Origin of the sequence: Alistipes sp. CAG:268 (genome assembly GCA_000434235.1) — a bacterium.
GTDB classification, from domain to species: domain Bacteria; phylum Bacteroidota; class Bacteroidia; order Bacteroidales; family Rikenellaceae; genus Alistipes; species Alistipes avistercoris.
In genome coordinates this window covers 189107-210958 of record FR892023.1, presented here as the reverse complement: position 1 = coordinate 210958, position 21852 = coordinate 189107, and the positions used below count along the sequence as shown (strand labels likewise).

Genomic DNA, 21852 nt, shown 5'->3' with positions numbered 1-21852 from the left:
GATCCGGCCCGTTTTCCGTTGTCTTGTCCGGCCGCCGCCCGGGAGGGCGGCCTCCCTTACGGTTGCTGCCGGGTGTTGCGCGCGGCTATTCTTCCTTTGCCGCGTTCAGGTCGAGCATCTTGATGAAGTATCCGCCGACGACCGAGCGGGCCATGAAACCGCGGCGGTTGGGCTTGTCGGTATAGACCCAGTCGGACATCGGTACGCGGTCCACCGTTTCGTTCATGAAGTCGTAGAGCGGCGAGATGAATGCCTCGAAGGTGGCCGGGTCCTCGGCCAGCGTGGCCGTCCAGACGATCCAGTCGGTCTTCGTGTAGGTCTCGCGGCTGTCGAGCGGGAGTCCGTAGCGGTTCTGCCGTGTGAGGTAGTAGGCGATCTCCTTTCGGGCGATCGAATCGGGGAAGATGCCGAGCCCGAGGAGCTTGTCCCAGACGATGTTATACTTCTGGCTCCACGTGCCGGGCTTGTCGAACGTCAGGCGGTAGTGGTTGCCGTCGTCGGCCATTTCGGCCCAGCGGGCGGCCATTTCGCGTGCCTTTGCGGTGTAGCTCTGCGCCACGTCGTCCTTGCCGAGCATTTCGGCCATGCGCCCGTAGGCGGCAATGCCGAGGATCGCCTTGATCGAGAGGTTGGCATTGTGGGCGAAGTGTCCGGCGAAGTCGTCGGTGCAGAGCTGGTTCTCGGGGTCGAGGCCCTTCTCCACAAGGTAGTCGGTCCAGGTCGTGAGCGTCTCCCAGTGCTTTTCCGCATAGTCGGCATTGCCCTCCGCGGCGCATACGGCCGCCGTCAGGATCAGCATGTTGCCGCCCTCCTCGACGGGCATGTCGCCTTCGTAGGTCTGGCCGTTGGCCCGGGGGTAGGTCCCGACGTCGTGGGCCGGGAAGGGCTTGGTCCAGCGTCCGCTTTCGCTGTAGTCGAAGATGTGGTTCATCATGCCCTTGGCCAGTTCCGGGTTGTAGAGCAGGTACATCGGGGCCGAAGGGTAGGTGATGTCCACCGTGCCGATCGAGCCGTTGCTGTTGTTCTCCTTCGAGAAGAAGCGCAGCTCGCCGTCGGGTCCCTTCACCAGCTTGTGCGCGGCGAACGACTGCCTGTAGGCCAGGGCGCACAGTTCGGCATACTTCCGGCCTCCGGCCTCCGTGGCCCGGGTCATCAGTTCGCGGTCGAAGGCACAGCAGCGTCCGATCAGTTCGTCGTACTCTTCGTGGGCGGCGCGGAACTCGTCCACGATCGTGCGGTCGCCCGCAGCGTTCCAGTAGGGACGCAGGTTCTCGCCGAAGTATTGGATCGAGTAGATGTCGTCGTAGCCGATGAGCCATTTTCCGCGGGCCTCTTTCGTCGTGCCCAACTTGCGGGTGAAGGCCATCGTGGCCCGCTCGTTTTCGCCCTTTGCGGCATCGGGTGCCGGTGTCCCTTCCACAAAGGCGCGGCGCAGCTCCTCGCTGGTCCCGAGGCTTGCCGAGGTGGCGGCGTCGGCCTCCGTGGCGAGGAGGAAGTAGCCCCAGTCGATGCGCAGGTCGTCGCCGCTCTTGGCCAGGATGTTCTGCTCCTTGCTGCCGGCCTTGACGAAGAGCAGCCCCTGCTGCTCGAAACGCTCGCCGACCGACTCCTGATAGGGTTGGTCGAGCGCCCAGCGGGGCGATGCCTCGAGGTAGAGCTCCGTGTCGTGAGCCTTGCCGTCGTTCGACGTTATGGTGTAGGAGATGTAGTTCACCGGACGGCTGATCAGCTCCAGGTCTTCGGGCATGAGGGGTGCGGTGAACGTAAGGCGCAGGTCCACGTCGCCGCACGTGAACGTGTAGCGGGTCTGCGTGGCCTGTACGTCCACGCCGGTCTGCGCGGCCGTCCTCTCGAGCAGCGTGTGCTGCTCCTTCTGCACGAGCAGTCCGAAGTCGAGCAGCCCGTTGGCCACCGGGTTCCAGCAGTGTGCGGCGATCAGGTTTTCGCCCTTCGCGAGGCTGCGCACGGCCTCCTCGGGGAGCTTCACCACGGCGTTCTTGTTGCACGTGGCTCCCGTCTCATGCACCTTGATGCCGTTGATGTAGAACTCGGCGTTGTCGTCGTTCGAGAACTCCATGTAGACCGTGCGTCCCTCGAGCGGCTCGTCGAGCGTGAAGGTGCGGCGCACCCAGATGTGCTCGTCCGTCCAGTCGGTCTGTGCGGTCGGTTCGTTGATCTTCGTGCCGAAGGCGCCGCGGGCGCTCTTCCATGCCTTGTCGGCGAATCCCGGGCGCTGCCATCCCTCGGCGGGCTCCGCCGTTGTGTAGCGTCCCTCCCAGGCTCTCTGCTGCGAGGTCGGCACCACGGGGGTCATCTCCACCTCTTCGGTGCCCATGAAACGGTAGGGGATGCCGTCCACCTTGAGTACGCCGATCAGCGGGAAGTCCTTCCCGGTCCAGTGTTTCACGGGACCGTCATAGAGGTTGTCGGTCATCGACCATGCGCTGGTGTAGGGGTCGATCGTCACGAGCGGGTAGGCCGGAGCGCGGAGTGTGCTCGCGATTGCGTCGTGCTGCGCCGCCTCGTGCCCGCAGCCGGCCGTGAGGGCGGCTGCAGCGCAGAGCGGCAGTAAAAGGAATCTGTTCATCGTTCTTTTCCGTGTGGGTTTGTGTGTTCGTTTACCAGGTGATCCGCACCGATACGCCGTCGGGGTTGTTCTCGAAACGGATCAGGCAGGTGCGTGTCGTTTCGTCCCAGCAGCCGTCGGTTGCCGTTGCGCGTCCGTCGATCAGGATCTGTTTCGGGCATTCGGGCAGCAGCACGCGCGAGACGTTGGTCGTGTTCACGGGACTCTTGGCCACGAAGGCGTAGGAGCGCTTGCCGTGCTGCTCGTCGTAGATGCGGCTTGCCGAGGCCAATACGCGGGCTTTCCGGGGATTCTTCACCCGATCGACGTTCAGGAAGAAGCCCTGTTCTCCGGGGGCGATCTCGCGCGACCGGCATACCGGCAGTTCGGGGTCGAACAGGTCAATCAGACGGCCCTCGATTCGCACCGGTTCGTCGCTTACGCTCTCATCGAGTACGGCGACCAGGTCGTAGGTGCCGCGCTCGAGGCGGAAGTTGTTCTTGAAGACCAGCTCGCCGCCGCGGGCCTTGCCCTCATAGAGCCGCTTGACCGTTTCGACCAGCGGGGCGTCGCCGCCTTTCTCGAGAACGAACTCCTTCGGGTCGTTGCGCAGGATGCAGACCGTGCCCTTCCCGCAGGCATACTCCCCGGCCTCGGGGGCGGAGCCGATGCCCAGCAGTTCGAAGAGGTGGTCCGACGGGGCCGCGTATGCGTTCCCGTTCTGGTTCCACCACTCCGCGACGCGCTGGAACGGGTCGTCGTCGCGGCCGCTGTAGACCAGCACGCCGCCCCGGCGCACCCATGCGGCGAGGTGTTCGTGCGCCTCGGGATCGAGCGGCTTCATGTTCGAGTAGGACATCAGCAGCACCTTCGTGTCGGCCAGCGCCTCGGGGTAGGCGAGGTTCTCGATGTGGACCGTTTTCACGGGCACGCCGCGCTTGAGCAGCGGCAGGGCCTGGCCGTAGAAGTTGGCCAGCTGCGGATCCTCGTATCCGTCGTGGGTCGGGAAGCGCTGGAACATCAGCGAATTGGCCATCAGGATGCCGATGCCGCCGCTTCCCGATACCTTCGTCCGGGTTGCGGGCATGTCGTTCAGCGTGTTGATCATCACCTGCATCTGCGTGGAGTAGTGGCGCGGGATGCGCTCCTTGCTCTCGCTGTCGGGACTGGTGCGGTACAGCCCCTCGTAGATGCGCTCGGGCCACGGCATCACCTCATAGTCGGCGATGTTCGGGTAGAGCAGCTGCGCGGTGAATGTGGCCTGGTAGTTCCGCTTGTAGTCGGCCCAGTCGCGCGGCCAGTCCTCGATCGGGTCGGTCAGGAAGAACATCTTGCGGCCGGTCGGTGCGGTCATCGACTCCATCGATCCGTATTCGAGGTAGGCCGTCTCGAAGACGCGCTCGCGGAGCCTTCCGTCGTAGTAGTTCGGCTCGCGCGAGGTGCCGGTCCAGACCTGGGCGATGTAGCCGTCCACGCACGGCAGCGAGGCCAGACTCGCCTCCGGACTGACGATCTGCCACTGCGAGTAATTGACCAGCGAGTGGGTCGGGACGTAGCACTTCACATCCATCCCCTTGCTGCGGCCGTACTCCTTGGCGAAGGTGAAGACCTCGCGCAGGGCATTGTAGTAGAGCTGGTACTTGAGCTTGTTGGCCAGGTAGGTGTTCTCGGGCGATTCGTGCTGGGGGCGCCACTCGGTGCCGTAGTACTTTTTCCATTCCCTCTTGAAGGCCTCGCTGTAACCCGCGCGGGCCCAGAACTCGGGCTCCTCCATGAAGATGGCGTCGATGCCGGCGTCGATGACCCGTTTCACGTGGCGCTCCTTCATGTAGGTCAGGTAGTTGTCGGTCGGGACGATGTAGGGCACCAGATGTCCGTGCCAGATGGTGTCACCGCTGCGCTGCACCTGTCCTTCGTCGAGGTGGGGACGTCCGTCCCACTCGCCGGTGAAGTAGTCCTTGTATTCGCCCCAGGCGATTCCGGTCATGAAGTGCACCGTGTATCCGCGGTCGCGCCACGAGCGGACGCGGTATTCGAAATTGCGGTTGCCGTCTTTGTCCGAGGGGTTGCCTCCGACGCCGTATACCATCACGGCATCGGCGCGGTTGTCGATTGTGGGCCTCCATTCGCGGGAGGTCTGGAAGGTGGTCTTCACCTTCCGGTCCGTCTGGGCCTGCGCCGGAGCAACGAGCGCCGCGGCGGCCAGACACAGGATGGCTGCGTGTAGATTCATCATGTCGGTTCTTTGGGATGTTTGTCGGTTCGTATCACAAAATTAAGGTTTAAAACCGGATTTCCGGTCTTAAACCTTAATCTTGTATCCTCTGTTTACGGGATCATCACCTCGACGGGTGCACTGTAGTTCCAGCGGCGGGTTCCGCTGCCCTTCGGGGTGTCGTAGTTGATGCGGGCGGCGGCGCGGATGAAGACCTTGCGGCCCGAGGGGATCGTGCCGAGCGACTTGATCGTGACGGGCTCGCCGAGCAGCGACTCGAACTCCGATCCGCTGTATTCGATCTTGTTCGACCAGCGTTCGTCGCGGGCGCGGTATCCGACCGTCGAGGAGTAGCTGACGAAGAGCTGGATGTCGGTGACGTTCTGGAAGCTGTCGTCGTAGCTGCCCATCGGTTCGATCTTCTCGCGGAAGATATCCTCCGAAACGCCGCGCGTCACGCGCACGCGGGCCGTGATCTTGCCGTTGCTGACCATCGGGTCGCCGACGAATTCGACGTTGAGGAACGGTTCGACCTCAAAACGGACCTCGGTCACGCCCTTGATCTCCATCTCCTTCGATTCGTCGGCCAGGGGAATGCCCTCCTCGGTCTCGCGGATGAGCGGGATGAACGGTCCGTCCACCTCGATCAGGTAGGTTCCCTTGAAGAGTTTCGTGTTCTGGAACGTGCCGTCGGGGCGGCAGTAGAAGTCGGGGTTGGGCTGTACGTTGGGGCCCCAGCTGAGCTCGGTCAGCCGGACGCGGATTCCCTCGGAACCCTGATCCGTGAGCACGGGATTGCCCGTGGCCTTGTCCACGACCTCTCCGCGGAGCGTCTCGCCGGGAGCCTCGTAGTTGTCCACTTCGAAGAGTTCGCACGAGCAGAGCGCAAGCGATGCGCAGCATGCGAGTGTATGCAACAGGTATCTTTTCATCTTTTTCATGAGTTTCGTGAAACGGTTATCGGTTCGGTTGCTGGTCGATGTAGGAGCTCTTGCTCACCTCGCCGCTCGGGATGGCGAAGTAGTAGTCCAGGATGCTGAACGACGGGGTGAAGCGCGATACCCAGTGGAAGTGGGCGTCGAAGAACCACTTCCCGGCCTGGGTCGAGAAGAAGGGATAGAGCCCGCGGAAACGGTAGCTGGCGTTGTTGCTGTAGGTGTTCTTGTCGCGCGTCTCGCCCCAGAAGCCGTCGCGGCCCTCGTAGTGCCATACTCTCCAGCGGCGGAGGTCCCACTTGGTCTTGTGCTCGAAGGCGAGCTCCTTGCGGCGCTCCTTGCGCACGATGTTGCGGCCTTCGGTCGTGGGCTGTATGTTCGACTCGAGCAGTTCGGCTCCGGCACGTTCGCGGATCTCGTTCACGGCGTCGGTGGCCACCTGCATCAGGTCCGAACCGTCGGGCGACGGCTCTCCGGCCAGCGCCAGCTCGACGGCTGCCTCGGCGGCGTTGAGCATCACCTCGGCATAGCGCATCAGGATGAACGGCTGGTCCGACTTGCCCTCGTCGGGCGTGAACGACGGGTCATCCTTGAGGTACTTGCGCAGGTAGAGTCCCGTCACGGTTGCCTCGCCGTTGTTGTAGAACGGACCGTTGGCTCCTGCGGCGGTCATTGTCGAGCCGTTGTATTCGACCTTCTCCTGCTGGCTGTCCGCATTGGGCGAGAGGTAGAGCTGCTTGTTCGAAGCGTCGGTGTAGAGCGAGAGCTTCTCGTAGGGCGTCTCGTAGGAGTTGTACGAGTAGTCGCTGAAGAAGGGCTTGATCGGGGTGCTTCCGGTGTATACGCCGGCGCGGACCTCGATCTCCTGGCTCTTGAACTGGTCGCCGGGGAAGATGACGTAGGCGCGCAGACGGGGCTCGGCGTTCTTGAAAAAGTCCATCGGCGAGTCGTAGAGCAGGTAGTTGCCCTGGGCGTTCGACACACCGTCGGTGACACGCACCGTACCGTCGTCGTAGCGGTCGAATCCGTCGAAGAGTTCGAGGAAGTCGAGCGTGGGACAGGTTCCGGCCGACAGCGGGCTGCGGAAGATGTAGGGCGAGCTGTAGGCGTCGAGTCCGTGGGTCATGGTCGGGTAGGAGTACTGCTTGACCAGGATGTTCTCGGGGCTGCTCAGGTCGCTGAACATCTCCACCATGTTCTGGTACTGCGCTTCGGGATCTCCGGCCGCCCACTTCTTCTTGTAGAGCGAGTAGCCGCCTTCGGTCATCACCTCGCGGGCGGCCTTGTAGGCCTCGCGGAAGTAGCGTTTCGAGGCGGCCTCCCACGTTCCGGCATCGAATCCGATGACGCGCACGCCGGTCTTCTCGCCCAGTCCGGTCAGACGGCCCGATACCGTCTCATTGTATTTGGCCACACAGCCGGCATAGAGCATGGCCTCCGACTTGAAGGCCAGAGCAACGTATTTGTTGGCATAGCCCTCCTTGAGGCTGGTGGTGTTGAGCAGCCGGGCCGCATTGTCGAAGTCGGCGAGAATCTGGTCCCAGGTCTGCTCCTTGGACGAACGGGCCACCTCGAGTTTGTCCGAGCTGGCGGGGTACTCGATGACCCGCGTCACCAGCGGAATGCCGCCGAACCGACGCGCCATGGCATAGAAGACCATCGCGCGGACGAAATAGGCCTCGCCGAGGTAGTGGTTATAGGTGACTTCGGCGAAGTTGCTCTGGAAGTCGGGCAGCCGCTCGAGCAGGTAGTTGGCATCGCGCAGCGTGGTGAATGCCGTTCCCCAGTAGGGGGTGTCCTCGCCGGTGAAGGCCGAGCCGAGGTCGCTGGCGCGGTTCAGCGCCTCGCCGGTTCCCTCGATGCCGAGGGCTCCCAGCCACGAGTTGAAGTTGAGGCCCCATTTGGCCATGTACTTGAAGTCCTCGAAGGGCATGTAGCTGTACATGCGGGCCATGTAGATGTTCATTCCCGACTCGCTCGACATGAGGTCGTTGTCCGAGACGAAGTTTTTCGGGGCGATGTTCAGATCGACGCACGAGGTCAGGCAGCAGACGGCCAGCAGTGCGGATATGATCGTTTTTTTCATTGCTTTCGGTTTAATGTTCACGGTAGAGGATTTAGAACGAGAGCGAAAGACCGAGCGTGTAGGTCCTGTTCAGCGGGTACATGCGGCCCAGGTCATCGTCCGGGTGTTCCGGATCGACGAACTTGACGCCGGTGATCGTGAACAGGTTGTATGCGTTGGCATAGACGCGCAGGCTCATCGTCGATACGCGCTTGAACTTGGGCAGCGTGTAGCCGATCTCGATGCTCTTGAGACGCAGGTACGACGTGCTCACGCGGTTGAACTCCGAGTTGCTCTTCGGGTAGTGGCCCGTGTATCCGTAGTATCCCTCGACCCATTCCGTTTCGGGATCGTAGGGGTCGGCGTTGGGATCGACGGGATGCCATCTGTCGAGGTACTGCTCGAGGGTGCCGCCGCCGTTCGATCCCCAGATCGAGTAGAGCGGCTCCTTGTACTCCATCGAGCCGAGTGCCGAACCCTGGAACAGCAGCGAGAGGTCGAAGTTGCGGTACGTGGCGTCGAAGCTCAGGCTGAAGTTCATCCACGGGGTCTGGTCGAAGGCGAACGGGTGCTCGTCAAGCGAGTTGATCTCGCCGTCGCCGTTCCAGTCCACATACTTGTAGTCTCCGGGCAGGACGTCGCGGTCCTTGTAGATGTTGTACGACCAGATGTCCTCCCAGCTTTCGTAGCGGCCGGCCGATTCGTAGCCGAACTGTATGCCCTGGTAGCGGTGCGTCAGGTTGTCGTTGCGCCAACGGTCGTAGGAGTTGCCCCACGGACCCTTCTCGGAGGCGGTCAGGTACTTGTTGCGCGTGATCGTGGCGATGGCCTTGATGTTGTAGGCGAACTCCCCGATGCGGTTGCGGTGGGTCAGCTCGAGCTCGAGGCCGAACTGGCGGTCGCTGTCGAGGTTTTCACGCGGGGCCGAGGCGCCGACCACCGTCGGCAGGTCGCCCGAGCGGCGTGCGAACATGCCCTTGCGGTAGCGGTTGAAGTAGTCGAGCGAGAAGCCGAACAGGCCGTTCCAACCCTCGAAGTCCACACCGATGTTGAACGTGTGGGAGGTGTACCACGTGATATTCTCGTTGGGCAGGGCGAGCGGGGTGGCGGCATAGACGAATTCGCCGCCGAAGATGTAGCCCGGGGCATACTGGTTGTAGTATCCCTTCTCGGCGTTGCCGCTCGTGGAGGGATAGGTGTATCCCGTGGCCCAGTCGTACTGCAGGTCGCCGTCGTCACCGAGCACGCCGTAGCTGGCGCGGAGCTTCAGCTGGTCGATGAACGAGAAGAAGTCGCTGTTCTTGATGAACGGCTCTTCGGAGATGCGCCATCCGGCCGATACCGAGGGGAAGAAGCCCCACTGGTGTCCCTTGGCGAACTTCGACGATCCGTCGTAGCGGAACTGCGCCTCGATCAGGTAACGGTTGTCGAAGTCGTAGTTCACACGGCCGATGAGTGCCTCGTTGGCCAATTCGTAGATGTCGTTGTAGCTGCTCGACATGCCGCCCAGCTGGCCCGCATCGACACCGGCCATCAGGTAGGGCGAGCTGTAGGCCAGGTCGCGCTGTGCGTAGAAGTTGTCGCCGATGCGCTTCTGGACCTCCCAGCCGACGAGTCCGCTGACGTGGTGCCGGCCGAAGGTGCGGTCGTAGTTGATGACGAACTGTCCGAGCACCTGCTGCTTGCTGTACTGCTCGCGGCGCAGCTGGCTCGGCGAGCTGCCGTTGTAGACGATGTGGTTGTAGGAGTCGGTGTCCTCGTCATAGGCATAGAGGTAATACTCCTTGCGGTAGATCTCGTTGTTGTTGAGCCGGTAGTCGAAGCTGAAGAGCCCCTTGGCCGTGAGTCCCTGCAGGGCGGGTGCGAAGGCGCCGAAGTCGAGGTTCAGCGCAGCCGACGACTCGAAGAACTTCTGGTCGTACTTGCGGTATCCGGAGATGTCCGAATCCATCATGGCGATGGTATTCTGCTGCAGGTCGAGACCCTCGTAGTTGAGCATCGTGTTCTCGGGATCGGCATAGGCGGGGTAGAGCACGCCCTGCTTCCAGTAGTTGCGGATGATGTCCACCGAGCTGGTGTAGGGGGTGTTGCGCTGGTCGGCGATGCCGCTGATGTTCAGGTCGAAGGTCAGGCCTTTCGCGATCTTCGTGCTGAGGTTCGAGCGGAGGTTGATCTTGTCGTAGTTGAGGTCGCCCGAGCGGAAGAAGCCCTCCTGGTAGAAGTAGCCCATGCTGACGTAGTATTTCGTCTTCTCGGTTCCTCCCGAGATGCTGATGTCGTGCTGCGTCTGGGGTGAGAAGTCGGAGAAGAGCAGCGAGTTCCAGTCGGTGGTCCGGCGGGTACCGTTGCGGAAAGCCTCGAAATCATCCTCGGTGTAGATGATGCTGCCGCCGTCCACCTTGTTCATCGACTGCTCGTTGTAGAGCGTCATGGCCTCGTAGGCGTTGGCCAGCTTGGGCATCTTCGAGGGAACCTGGAAGGTGAACGAGCCGTTGTAGGAGACCTTGGCCTGTCCTTCCCGGCCCTGCTTCGTGGTGACGAGCACCACGCCGTTGGCGGCGCGCACACCGTAGATGGCGGCCGAGGCGTCCTTCAGCACCGAGACATCCTCGATGTCGTTGGGATTGAGTCGCTGGAACTCCTCCGTGGTGCGGGGAATGCCGTCGATGATCACCAGCGGGGAGCCCATGCCGCGGATGTCGAACGAGTTGCTGAACGTTCCGGGTTCCGAGCTCTTCTGCCACACGCGCAGACCGGCCACACGTCCGGCCAGCATGTTCTGCGGGTTCTCGTTCTTGGTCTGGATCATCTCGGAGCCTTTCACGCCGGCGACGGCTCCTGTGACCGAGCCGCGCTTCTGTACGCCGTATCCGACGACGACCACCTCGTCGATCGAGGTCTTGTCCTCTTCCATGACGACGTTGATGATGCTCCGGCTTCCGATCTCGATATCCTGGGTCTTCAGGCCGAGGAATGCGAATTCGAGGGTTCCGTCGGCCGGGGCCGTGATCGTGTAGTCACCGTCGATGCCGGTCGATACGCCGGTCGTGGTGCCCTTGACGAGGACCGATACGCCGATGAGCGGTTGGTTTTCCGCATCGGTGACCCGGCCCTGTACGGTGACGGCCTGCTGCGCCGACGCCATGTACGGGACGATCAGGCATAGCAGTGCCGCGATAAGGACTCGCAGCGAGCCCGTTTTGCGTTTGTTCGTATTCTCCATGACTAAGGGTTATTTGGGTTAGGGTTATTTTTCGGCTTCATAGGCGGCCAGTACGGCATATTCCGCGGCATAGGCGAACGTGAAGAGTGCTGCTACGGCGTTGTGGCCCTGATCGCGGCTCCAGCCGACGAGCAGGTTCACCGGAAGCATCGAGTCGTAGAGGAAGTTGTCGTAGGCGTAGTCGAGGTTCTTCTGGAACGTGTCGAGGTACTCGGCCGTCTTCTCGGGGTAGCAGGCATATGCATCGGCCCAGCCGCGCATCAGCACGCCGTTGAACCAGTTGTTGTTGCCCGTGAAGGCATAGGTGTAGTATCCGGCGACGGTTGCATCCTTCTTCGCGAAGTAGGCGAACGTGTCGTCCGAGAGCTCCTTCAAGTCGTCGAGATAGACCTGCTGCTGCGTGGCACGGTAGAGGTCGGCAGCACCCGAGATCATCGTACCGCTGTTGTATGAGTAGGCCTCTCCGGTGTATCCGGCCATGTTGGCGTGCTTGCGGTAGTAGACTCCGTCGATGAGTTCGAGCTGCACGCCCTCGCCCAGATCCTTGTCGCCGGGGTTGAGCGGCGTGCCGGGGTTGTGCATCATGTCGGCATAGACGCCGTCGTCGCGGCGCAGGTGGTTCTTCTGCCAGGCGTAGACGCGCTCGGCAAAGTCGAGGTAGTAGTCGCTTTTCCGGACAGTCTTCGTCTTGCGGCTGCGGTCCGTGTCGATATAGAGGTAGGTGATCTCGTCGTTGCGGTCCTTGTAGATCTCATGCAGCCAGACGAGCGGACTGACGATCGGGCCGTTGCTGCACGAGTGCTTCGTCGAGTATCCGGGGCCCCAGGTGATTCCGCCGTATTCGACCCCGTTGTCGTCGAGCGTCGAGTCCCATCCGTCGAGCACATAGCCGGTCAGGTATTCGGCCTCGGTCAGGAATTTCTCGTTGCCGGTGAGCCGGTAGGCATTCAGCAGCTCGCGAATGAGCCACATCTGGTCGTCGTATACGTTCATGATTCCCGACACGTCGGCTGTCCCCATGTCGCCGCTGCTGCGGTTCACGGCGTAGACGGTCCACTCCTTGGTCTGGGTGTAGGAGGTCAGCGTGAAGGTGCCGCGGTAGAATCCGGCGTTGAGGTAGAGTTTGTCGAGCAGCTCCGCATAGCGGGAGTAGTGCTGGTCGTAGAGCGTTGCGTCGCCCCGGTCGCGGAGGGTTTTCAGACCGTCGATGACGGCATTCACGGCCTCGATGCAGCTCGTGTAGACCCAGACGCTTCCGGTCCCTTCGCGTGCGTCGGTGTAGGGATTGTACTTCTCGGCGAGGGTCATGTTGTTGCCCTCGAAGTAGTTCTCCACGGCGGCATCGGTCAGCTGCATGGCGCGCAGCAGGTTCTGCTCCGGGAGGTTGTCCGCCGACACCGGGTTGTGGTTGCCCTTGTAGTTGTAGTTGCTTTTGAACTCCTCCTTGCTGCAGGCCGTTGTCAGCAGCAGCGAGCAGAGAACGGTGGTAACGATTTTTTTCATGGTGGTTTTTTAGGTTTGTATCCCTCCGCCGCCGTCCGGACCGCAGGTTGGGGCGGTCCGGACGACGTACGGTTACGGGATGCGGAATTAGTTCAGATCGATGCTGTAGAGGCAGAGCTTGCTCTCGTCGCCGTTGGCCTCGCCCTTGTAGACGCCGAGCACCAGCACCACATCCTCCCCGTCGAATTGCGAGAGATCGTAGGTGAAGGTAGCATAGTCGTTCGGTGCGGAGGTCGTTCCGGCGTTGTTTGCAAACTTCCAGCAGCCGTCGGCAGCCGCCTCGGCCGTGGTGGCGGTGTATTCGGACGGGGCGATCGCCGTGGCGTTGCACGACTCGTCGATGGCCGTCAGTTTGAAGTAGGTGCAGTTGTCGCTGAACGTGCGGGTCTTCAACGTCAGCCGGTTCTGCCCGGCTCCGATGGCGAACTTGGCATAGAGGTAGGCCTCCGGCTCACGGGTGTTCACCGAGGCGTCACTGCCGCGGGTCTTGATCAGGTAGCCCTCCGAAGGGAATACCTCGGGGTCCTTGTGGAGCGGCACGAACGACCATTCGGCGGCCACATGCCCCGTGTTGCGCCAGTCGCGGTAGGCATCGACGTAGTTGTCGCGGCTGCCCGAGATCTTGCTGATTCCGGTGAACGACCTCTTCGTATGGGGCATCGTCGAGCGCACCATCTCCTCGGTGAATTTCCAGTTGTCGAGTCCGGCTACGGGAGTTCCCGGGAGCCAGTCCCACATGTTGCCGTCCTCGATCTGCGTCTTGGCGAAGGCGATGCGGCGCAGGACGAGCTGGTTGTAGAAGTCGCCGGTCTGGGGACGGAAGATGCCGATGCCGATCACGATCTCCTTGCCGATGTACTTGCTCAGGTCGAATACCGAATTGACATAGGCCTCGGAATTGACCGTCCGCACGTCGTCCACCGTTTCACGGACGGGCTGCGCCGCCGAGAGGTCCACGACCTGTACCCCATAATATACGGGCTTTTCGGCCGTAGCTCCGTGGGTGCGGATCTGGAGCGTCATCGTGCAGTTGTCCTCGGTGATGAGTTTGCTGCCGAAGACCCACGAGTCGAAGTTCTCGAGGTCGGCCGGGTTGCTCTGGTCGTCCGTCGAGTTGTGGATCTGGAGCGTCGTTCCCTCGTTCTGCTCCTCCCACTGTCCGCGGAAGTCGAGCGTACACATGTAGTCGCAGGCCCAGTCCCAGTGGGGGTACATCTCGGCGTTGCGCCCTCCGCGGTATTCGTTGTAGTACCACTTGTCGGCCGAACGGAGGTCGTAGGCCGTCAGGTCGCCGATCAGCGCCTCGCCGCCGATTTCGATGTTTATGGTCGCCACCTCGTCCACGAAGTCCGAGGTTGTGATCTGCACCGTCTCTGTGGGGTATCCCTGCTTGGCGAAAGTCACCGTATAGTCCGAAAGGGCGAGGTTCTCGAAGAGGAACGCACCGTCGTCTCCGGTAGTTGCCGACTGCTGGTTGCTCAGCGTGACCGTTACTCCGGCAAGCGGGGCTCCGGCATTCCGGCCGTCGGTCACCGTTCCCCGGATCGTGGCGTTGGCGTATTCCATCTCGGCATTGAGGTTTGCGGCGACGCCGTCGGTAAAGCGTGCTTCCGTGATGGTAATGCTCACGCTCTGGTAACCCTCCTTCGTGAAGGTCACGATGTGCGAGCCGCTGGCCGGAGCCTGTTCGAGGGTGTAGGTTCCGTCATCGGCGGTTTGTGTGGAGAGTTCGGTCTTCTCCACGCGGACGGTCACTCCGGCAAGCGGTTGGCCGAAGTTGTCGGTGACCGCTCCGGAGAGGGTTCCGGTCTTGCCCGTGTCGCCCGCTCCGTTGGAGTCGTCGTCACTGCAGGCCACAGTCCCGGCAGCCAGGCTTCCCAGCGCGGCTGCGCATACGAAATTCCGTAAGAGTCTTTTTAGCTTCATGCTTGGGTTGGTTTTAATGGTTAATGATCTATTTCGAATCGTAGAAATTCGCAGGTTCGGACTCCGGTTGCTGAAAATTTTAAGAACCGCCTTGGAGCTTCAAGGGGCTCCTTCCCGGTTTCAGCAGTCAAAATTAAAGAGTACCCGGTTAGTTAAAAGGTTAAAATCGGGTTAAAAACCGAAAAAAATCATTAATCCGGCAAATTTTAATATTTTGGCGCGTGCTTGATTTTATTGTTGTAAATCAATATATTAAGCTGTTTGCATGTCGTTCGGTTCTCTGTTTTTGCCTTTTTTGACCGATGCCTCTTGGTTGTATTGTCCGTTGTCGGATGTCGGAAAAACGTAGTCGGAAGCATCGATGGAGTGGGTCCGATATTTTTATTTTTCCGTTTATTGAGTATCTTTGTGACGTTGTGGATCGGACTCCGGAGGTTGGATGCCGTCCCAGGACATACCCCATCAGGAAGCGTATGAGACCCGCGAGGTTTGTTTTTACCATTATATATTTATTGGGCGTGGTGTTGTCGCCGGCTCTTGTCCGCGCCCAGGGACTGCGTTTTCGTGACAGCGAGGCCCCGATCGACCAGCGTACCTCCTATACGGTCTTTTCGCGACGGCCTCCGACCTATTCGGGCCGTTTCGATCTGGAGTTCGACCTTTCGCTCTATCCCGAGAAGAAGATCGGCTATATCCTCCGTGTCAAGAACGACGCCGATCACCGAATCTACAATCTCTTCTACGACGGACAGGGGTCGCAGATCCTCTTCCGGCTCAATGACGAGGGGCGCAGCAGTCTGATCACCGCCTCGATCGACCCGCGGGAACTGACCGATGTCAAGTGGTTCCGGATGAAACTGACGTTCGACCTGGAGCGAGATTCGATCGGGCTTGCAATCAATAACCGCACGTTCGGGGCTTCGGGTGTCGCCATGAGCGACCGCTGTCGTCCGGCGGTGGTTTTCGGACGCAGCGACCACATCATCGACGTCCCGTCGTTTGCCATCCGCAACCTCTCCATCGGTGACACCCGCCGCATGTTCTTCGCCCTTTCGGAGAGCCGCGGGGAGGTGGTTCACGATGAGCGGGGTCGGGCCGTCGGTCGGGCCGTCTGTCCCCTGTGGCTCATCAACGACGCCTATCATTGGCGGTTCCTGGCATCGTTCTCCTCTTCGGGCGTGGCCGGTGCGAACTACAACCCCCGCAACAAGGAGTTTTACTATTTCAATCGGGATACGCTTTTCATCTACGACATCCGTACCGGCCAGACGCGGCAGCAGCTCTTTTCGGAGCGGTGCCCTGTCGATCTGAAGCTCGGTACGAATTTCATCGACCCGGGGCGCGGCCAGCTTTATGCCTATGAAGTCTATACGGAAAACGATCCGGCCTCCCCGGAGGGGGAGTGCTCGGTGGCGAGCCTCGACCTGAATACCGGTCGGTGGAGCCGCGAGAGCTCGGCCCGTCTGCCGATGCAGCTGCACCATCACGGAGCCTGGTTCGATGCCGAGAAGGGGCAGTACACGCTTTTCGGCGGCTTCGGCAACATGCGCTACAGCAAGTCGTTCTATGCCTACGACCTCAATACGCACGAGTGGTCCGTGCTGGATGGCTTCGGCGGTGATTCGCTCTGCCCGCGCTATTTTTCGTCGGTGGGCTACAGCCGCAGCCACGATGCCGTCTATATCTTCGGCGGCATGGGCAACGAGTCGGGCGAGCAAGTTGTCGGCCGTTACTACTTTTACGACCTCCACCGTGTGGACTTGGCCACACGCCGCATTCGCAAACTCTGGGAGCTGCCCTGGGAGGGCGACAACGTGGTCCCGGTCCGCAGCATGGTGATTCCCGATCCGTCGGCATTCTATACGCTGTGCTATCCCGAGATCTATTCGGACTCCTATCTGCGGCTGTACCGTTTTTCCATCGACGACGGCACCTGTGAGATCCTGGGCGACTCGATCCCGATCCGTTCGGACAAGATCACGACCAATGCCAACCTCTACTATGACGCTTCGCTCCACAGCCTCTACGCTGCCGTGCAGGAGTTCGACGACGATATCCGTTCGCGTCTGAAGATCTATGTGCTGAGTTTTCCTCCGATTACGGCCGAAGAGCTGGATGCGCTCTCCGAGGAACGGCGGGGTGCTACGGTGTGGGGCGTTGCGGCGGGAGCGCTGTGCCTGCTGATCGGCGGGGGCGTGTGGTACAGAATGCGCCGCAGGGCACTTCTTCGCTCGGGAACCGGTTCCGGCTCCGGTTTGCCCGCGGATGCCGCACCTGAAAACCCGGCGGGGCCGAATTCGGTCTGCCTGTTCGGTGATTTCACGGTCTACGACCGCCGCAACCGCGATATTACCTACCTGTTCAGCGTGCGGCTCAAGCAGATGTTCTGTCTTGTCCTGCAGTACAGCGACGGAGAGGGAATCCCTTCGCCGAAACTGAGCAGCCTGATGTGGCCCGACCGTCCCGAGTCGAAGACCAAGAACATCCGGGGCGTGACCCTGAACCACCTGCGCAAGATTCTCAACGAGATCGACGGAGTCGAACTGCTCTACAGCAAGGGGTGCTTCCGGATCGTGCAGACGCCGCCGTTCTATTGCGACTATACGCGCTGCTTCGAGTTGCTGGAGTCTTCGGGCGGAGGTGAGCGCCGCGAGGAGCTGGTCCGCATCCTTTCGCGTGGCAAGTTCCTCAAGTCGGCCGACCAGCCGATCTTCGACTCGTTCAAGGCCGACCTCGAACGGCGCCTCGAACCGTCGCTCACGGCCGAACTGACCCAGGCCTTCGATGAGGAGGATTATGCCTCGGCCTGCAGCCTGGCCGATGCGGTGTTCCATATCGACCCGCTGAACGAGCTGGCCCTCTCGTGTCTGATCCGCTCCCTGCTGCGATTGAAGAAGACCGACGAGGCCCGTCGCCGCTATCAGGCCTACGTTTCCGAGTACGGGGCCGTGAACGGATGCGACTATCCGGTTCCCTTCAAGAGCTTCTGAGTCTGTGCACGGCGGCCGGAGCCGTGTGCCGTTCTCGAAATCCCTTGCGGGCTTTTTTCTTCGATAATTTCGGGGCTTCTCTTTCGTATTCCAATTAAAATGCTTAATTTTGCGAGCAACAAAAATCCACGTTCATTATGTCTTTTATCAATGAAAGGGTTCAGCCCGAAGGACTTACGTTCGACGATGTGCTGCTTGTACCCGCCTATTCGGAAGTGTTGCCGCGAGAGGTCGATGTCCGCACCCGCTTTTCGCGAAATATCAAACTCAACATCCCCATCGTCTCCGCCGCGATGGATACCGTGACGGAGGCTCCGTTGGCCATCGCTCTGGCGCGTGAAGGCGGCATCGGTGTGATCCACAAGAACATGTCCATCGCCGAGCAGGCTGCGCAGGTGCGCCGGGTGAAGCGTGCCGAGAACGGCATGATCTACGATCCGGTGACCATCTCGAAGGACAACACCGTGGGCGATGCCCTGAATCTGATGAAGGAGAACAAGATCGGAGGTATTCCAGTCGTGGATGCCGACCGTCGGCTGATCGGTATCGTTACGAACCGCGACCTGCGCTTCCAGCGCGACATGTCGCGCCTGATCGCCGAGGTGATGACCCCGGGCGACCGGCTCATCACCACGCATCGCACCGATCTGGCCAACGCCTCGGAGGTGCTGCTCAACAACAAGATCGAAAAGCTGCCCGTCGTGGACGACGAAGGCCACCTCGTGGGGCTCATCACCTATAAGGATATTACGAAGGTGCAGGACCATCCCAACGCCTCGAAGGACGACAAGGGCCGTCTGCGCGTGGCTGCCGGAGTGGGTATCACGGCCGACGCCATGGAGCGTGTCGCCGCACTCGTTGCCGAGGATGTCGATGCCGTGGTGCTGGATTCGGCACACGGCCATTCGCGCAACATCGTCAAGACGCTGCGCGAGATCAAGGCCAAGTATCCGTCGCTCGACGTCGTCGTGGGCAACATCGCCACGGCCGAGGCTGCAAAGTTCCTCATCGAGGCGGGTGCCGACGGCATCAAGGTCGGCATCGGCCCGGGCTCGATCTGCACGACGCGCATCATCGCCGGTGTGGGCGTCCCGCAGCTCTCGGCGATCTATGCCGCCGCCAAGGCCGCCGAAGGTTCGGGTGTCCCGGTGATCGCCGACGGCGGACTGCGCTATTCGGGCGATATCGTCAAGGCACTGGCTGCGGGCGGCGACTGCGTGATGATCGGTTCGATGTTCGCCGGTACGGAGGAGGCTCCGGGCGACACGATCATCTACAACGGCCGCAAGTTCAAGGCCTACCGCGGCATGGGTTCGATCGACGCCATGAAGGCGGGGTCGGCCGACCGTTATTTCCAGAAGGGCTGCGAGGGCAACATCAACAAACTCGTTCCCGAGGGCATCGTGGCCCGCGTGCCGTTCAAGGGTGCGTTGAGCGAGACGGTCTACCAGCTCATCGGCGGCCTGCGCTCGGGCATGGGCTACTGCGGAGCCAAGGATATCCGGACGCTCCAGAAAGCTCAGTTCATCCGCATCACCTCTTCGGGCATGCACGAGAGCCATCCGCACGACGTGACGATCACGAGCGAGGCTCCGAACTACTCGAGCGAGCGATAGGAAATGAAACCGGAAATAGCAGCCTGCGGACTCTTTTGCGAAGCCTGCCGGGCTTATGCGAAGGGGCGGTGCCCGGGATGCCGTGCGAACGAAAAGGCGGCATGGTGCAAAGTCCGGGCCTGTTGCCTTGAACATGGCTGGCAGAGTTGTGCCGAATGTATGTTGATGCCGCTGCCGGAATGCCGGAAATTCAACAGCTTCGTCGGAAAGGTTTTCGGTGTGATTTTCCGCTCCGACCGCAGGGGTTGCATCGAGCGGATCCGGGAAGTCGGTCCGGAGGCTTTTGCCGCCGAGATGCGCAAGGCAGGCTGTTATAACCGTCCAGTGAAGAACTCATAAAACCTACACAACAGAATGCAGGAAAAAATAGTGATTCTCGACTTCGGGTCGCAGTACACGCAGCTTATTGCGCGGCGTGTGCGTGAGCTGAACGTCTATTGCGAGATCCACCCCTTCAACAAGATTCCGCCGATCGACGCTTCGGTGCGGGGTGTGATCCTCTCGGGCAGCCCCTCTTCGGTGCGCGATGCCCAGGCCCCGACGCCCGACCTCTCGCAGATCAAGGGGCGGTTGCCGCTGCTGGGCGTCTGCTACGGCGCACAGTACCTGGCCCACGCCTTCGGCGGCGAGGTGCAGCCGGCTCCGAGCCGCGAATACGGACGCGCGATGCTCACGGTGAGCGATCCCGAGGATGCGCTCATGAAGGACCTTCCTTCGCCCACGCAGGTGTGGATGTCGCATGGCGATACGATTACGCGGGTCCCCGACTCCTACCGGATCGTTGCCAGCACGGAGGACGTGCGCGTCGCCGCCTTTCACATCGAGGGCGAGCAGACGTGGGGTATCCAGTTCCACCCCGAGGTCTACCATTCGACCGACGGCAAGCAGCTCCTGAAGAACTTCGTCGCAGGCATCTGCGGATGCTCCCAGTCGTGGACCTCGGAGAGCTTCGTCGAGACTACCGTGCGCGAACTGCGCGAGAAGCTGGGCGATGACAAGGTCGTGCTGGGCCTTTCGGGAGGTGTCGATTCCTCGGTGGCCGCCGTCCTGCTGCACAAGGCCATCGGCAAGAACCTCTACTGCATCTTCGTTGATTCGGGCCTGCTGCGCAAGAACGAGTTCGAAGAGGTGCTCGAGTCGTACAAGAACATGGGTCTCAACGTCAAGGGCGTCAAGGCCGGTGCGAAATTCCTCGGCGACCTGGCCGGGGTTACCGAGCCCGAGAAGAAGCGCAAGATCATCGGCCGCGACTTCGTCGAGGTATTCAACGAGGAGGCCATGCAGATTCGCGACGTGCGGTGGCTGGCGCAGGGTACGATCTATCCCGACGTCATCGAGTCGTGCTCGGTGAACGGACCGTCGGCCACGATCAAGTCGCACCACAATGTGGGCGGCCTTCCCGAGAAGATGAACCTGAAGGTCGTCGAGCCGCTGCGTCTTCTGTTCAAGGACGAGGTGCGCCGCGTGGGCCGCTCGCTGGGCATCTCCGACCAGCTCATCGGCCGCCATCCCTTCCCGGGTCCGGGCCTTGCGATCCGCATCCTGGGCGACATCACGGCCGAGAAGGTGGAGATCCTGCAGAACGTGGACCGGATCTACATCGATGCGCTGCGCGCGTGGGGCCTCTACGACAAGGTCTGGCAGGCAGGCGCCATCCTGCTGCCGGTCAAGAGTGTCGGCGTGATGGGCGACGAGCGCACCTACGAGAGTTGCGTGGCCCTGCGTGCCGTGACCTCTACGGACGGCATGACGGCTGACTGGGTGCACCTTCCCTATGAGTTCCTGGCCGATGTCTCGAACGAGATCATCAACAAGGTCCGCGGCGTGAACCGCGTCGTCTACGACATCTCCTCCAAACCGCCCGCCACGATCGAGTGGGAGTAGGGCGACGGAGCCACCTGTTGAAGCCGCATCCCTTGCCGGGGGTGCGGCTTCCCTGTATCCGAAGGGTAAACCCGGCGTGTCCGATTTGCTTTTCAACTCCGGAATGGTTACCTTTGCCGGAGTGAAAACGATCCGGGAATGAACGATTTTGCAGCCATAGATTTCGAAACGGCCAACGGCCAACGCACGAGCGTCTGCTCGGTCGGCGTGGTGGTGGTCCGCGACGGGGAGATCCGGGATACGTTCTACAGCCTGATCCGTCCGCGCCCGAACTTTTACAGCCGTTTTACGACGGCAATCCACGGCCTGACCTACGAGGATACGGTCGATGCCCCCGATTTCGCCGAGGTCTGGGACCAGGTGGCCCCGCGTATCGAGGGCCTTCCGCTCGTGGCACATAATTCGCCCTTCGACGAGGGGTGCCTGCGTGCCGTCTTCAACCTCTATGGAATGCCCTATCCCGATTACCGGTTCTACTGCACCTGCCGGGCTTCGCGCCGGGTCTTCGGGCGGAGCCTTCCCAACCACCAGCTCCACACCGTCTCGGCTGCCTGCGGCTTTGACCTGGAGCACCACCACAACGCCCTGGCCGATGCCGAGGCCTGTGCCCGGATTGCACTCCGGATCCTCTGATCCATTCCGGTGCGACGATACGGAAGTCCCCGGAAGTTCCCATGCAGGAACTTCCGGGGACTTCTCTTTTTTCGAGCGGCGCCTGCCTGCGGCCGACCGGATCGCCGGCTGCAGCGGTCTTTCCGGTCAGAGCCCGAGCTCGAGCTGGAACCGGATCTCCCAGCGGTTGTAGTCGGGCGTTGCCGATTCGCTGCGGTAGTTGTATGAGGCGTCGGCCTGTACCTTCAGGCTGTGGCCGATGATGTAGCGCGTCACGCCGATCGTGGTCTGGTTCCAGTTTCTGTACCCGGCCAGCG

At 61.4% G+C, this 21852-nt stretch carries 12 protein-coding genes and 1 pseudogene; 5 read left to right on the top strand and 8 right to left on the bottom strand.

From position 1 onward, the window contains the following. Positions 1–85: 85 nt before the first annotated feature. The 7 genes from QZL63_RS11590 to QZL63_RS11560 form a co-directional block, all read right to left on the bottom strand. Complete coding sequence (locus QZL63_RS11590; protein ID WP_022309452.1) at positions 86–2587, bottom strand: glutaminase domain-containing protein; 2502 nt, start codon at positions 2585–2587, stop codon at positions 86–88. 31 nt (positions 2588–2618) lie between these two features. Continuing rightward, positions 2619–4799: a DUF4350 domain-containing protein gene (locus QZL63_RS11585; RefSeq protein ID WP_022309451.1), complete on the bottom strand. Its 2181-nt coding sequence runs from the start codon at positions 4797–4799 to the stop codon at positions 2619–2621. Positions 4800–4894: 95 nt separating this feature from the next. After that, complete coding sequence (locus QZL63_RS11580; RefSeq protein ID WP_022309450.1) at positions 4895–5713, bottom strand: DUF3823 domain-containing protein; 819 nt, start codon at positions 5711–5713, stop codon at positions 4895–4897. A gap of 25 nt (positions 5714–5738) precedes the next feature. Beyond that, positions 5739–7802: a RagB/SusD family nutrient uptake outer membrane protein gene (locus QZL63_RS11575; protein ID WP_022309449.1), complete on the bottom strand. Its 2064-nt coding sequence runs from the start codon at positions 7800–7802 to the stop codon at positions 5739–5741. A gap of 31 nt (positions 7803–7833) precedes the next feature. Beyond that, complete coding sequence (locus tag QZL63_RS11570) at positions 7834–11004, bottom strand: SusC/RagA family TonB-linked outer membrane protein (RefSeq protein WP_022309448.1); 3171 nt, start codon at positions 11002–11004, stop codon at positions 7834–7836. A 24-nt stretch (positions 11005–11028) separates the two neighbouring features. After that, entirely contained in the window at positions 11029–12507 is a 1479-nt protein-coding gene (locus QZL63_RS11565; RefSeq protein WP_022309447.1) for a glycoside hydrolase family 76 protein, read from the bottom strand. Positions 12508–12594: 87 nt separating this feature from the next. Continuing rightward, positions 12595–14433: a carboxypeptidase regulatory-like domain-containing protein gene (locus tag QZL63_RS11560; RefSeq protein WP_022309446.1), complete on the bottom strand. Its 1839-nt coding sequence runs from the start codon at positions 14431–14433 to the stop codon at positions 12595–12597. A gap of 521 nt (positions 14434–14954) precedes the next feature. Here QZL63_RS11560 and QZL63_RS11555 point away from each other — a divergent pair. From QZL63_RS11555 to QZL63_RS11535, 5 genes are all read left to right on the top strand, one after another. Continuing rightward, positions 14955–17423, top strand: coding sequence for a Kelch repeat-containing protein (locus QZL63_RS11555; protein ID WP_290587281.1), 2469 nt, complete (start codon positions 14955–14957; stop codon positions 17421–17423). Positions 17424–17560: 137 nt separating this feature from the next. Next, complete coding sequence (gene guaB / locus QZL63_RS11550; RefSeq protein WP_022309444.1) at positions 17561–19039, top strand: IMP dehydrogenase; 1479 nt, start codon at positions 17561–17563, stop codon at positions 19037–19039. 3 nt (positions 19040–19042) lie between these two features. Continuing rightward, positions 19043–19378 (top strand): DUF3795 domain-containing protein, encoded by a 336-nt coding sequence (locus tag QZL63_RS11545; protein WP_290587245.1) that lies wholly within the window; start codon positions 19043–19045, stop codon positions 19376–19378. A gap of 15 nt (positions 19379–19393) precedes the next feature. After that, positions 19394–20923, top strand: a complete 1530-nt coding sequence (guaA, locus tag QZL63_RS11540; RefSeq protein WP_022309443.1) for a glutamine-hydrolyzing GMP synthase — start codon at positions 19394–19396, stop codon at positions 20921–20923. Between the two features lie 138 nt (positions 20924–21061). Then, positions 21062–21556, top strand: a complete 495-nt coding sequence (locus QZL63_RS11535) for a 3'-5' exonuclease (RefSeq protein ID WP_022309442.1) — start codon at positions 21062–21064, stop codon at positions 21554–21556. A 126-nt stretch (positions 21557–21682) separates the two neighbouring features. Here QZL63_RS11535 and QZL63_RS11785 read toward each other — a convergent pair. After that, positions 21683–21852 (bottom strand): annotated as a pseudogene (locus tag QZL63_RS11785) (porin); the annotation flags it as partial.